This window comes from Shewanella sp. T24-MNA-CIBAN-0130, from assembly GCF_040310185.1.
GTDB classification, from domain to species: Bacteria; Pseudomonadota; Gammaproteobacteria; order Enterobacterales; family Shewanellaceae; genus Shewanella; species Shewanella psychromarinicola.
Map to the genome: position 1 here is coordinate 1 of NZ_JBEOPP010000181.1, position 357 is coordinate 357.

The following is a 357-nucleotide window of genomic DNA, read 5'->3' on the forward strand; positions in this document are numbered from 1 at the left end:
TGGTCAACTATTATACCAATGCGATATTTCTGATGAGATAACAAATGAAATAGCAGATAACGAACATTTCTTTTTTGCGCCGCGACTTTATGAAATAGACAATATTAGCGCGCTGAAGGAGGAAGTATTTGGCCCTTGTGTTCATATTGTTCGCTTTAAAGGTGATGAAATAGAAAAAGTCATTGATGATATTAACGGCACAGGTTTTGGCTTAACTATGGGTATCCATACCCGTATTGAACAGCGAGCCTTAAATTTGGCGAAGCTATCACGAGCAGGTAACGTGTATATAAATCGCAATATAATTGGCGCTATTGTGGGTGTGCAACCTTTTGGTGGTCGTGGTCTTTCAGGTAC

The 357-nt window shown here is 39.5% G+C and carries 1 protein-coding gene; it reads left to right on the forward strand.

Features of this window, described 5'->3' with window-relative positions:
• Nucleotides 1-357: aldehyde dehydrogenase family protein (locus AAEZ02_RS21995; protein WP_351125095.1), on the forward strand; the 357-nt coding region annotated here is incomplete at both ends.